At 65.3% G+C, this 458-nt stretch carries 1 protein-coding gene; it reads right to left on the bottom strand.

The features are described 5' to 3' along the window. The coding region (locus QWI17_RS09140) for an ACT domain-containing protein (protein ID WP_302722202.1) at nt 1-458 on the bottom strand (458 nt) is incomplete at both ends.

Below are 458 nucleotides of genomic sequence, written 5' to 3'. Positions count from 1 at the left end.
CATCTTTCTGGAAGGCAATGTCGACGCTCAGCGCCTGCGCCAGGGCGAAGAAATCGGCACGCAGGGCCTGGGCATCGCTCGGCACCCCACGCACGGATATCTCGACCGCCGCCTTGCCCTTGTCGGTGTCGGCGTCCAGCGCCACCCGGGCCGACAGCCGCTCGATGCGTTCGATCGTCAGGCCGTACTGGCTGATCACCGCACTGACCCGCTGCAGTTGCTCGGGGGTGATCTTGCGGCTGAGCAGGGTCACCACATGGCGCGCCTCACCATGGCCGTCGGCCCAGTGCTGGTAGTCCGCCTCGGAAATCGGCGTATAACGGGCCTGCAGGTTCAGCTCGTGGGCCTTGGCTTGCACACCCTGCAGCAGGGCAGTTGCCACTTCGTTGTCAGGGATATCGACCAGGATGCCGAACGACAGGGTGCCGTGCATGACCGCCAGGCCGATGTCGAGGATA

The sequence above is a fragment of the Gilvimarinus gilvus genome (genome assembly GCF_030518155.1).
Classification (GTDB): Bacteria; Pseudomonadota; Gammaproteobacteria; order Pseudomonadales; family Cellvibrionaceae; genus Gilvimarinus; species Gilvimarinus gilvus.
This window is presented reverse-complemented; position numbering and strand designations above follow the sequence as displayed.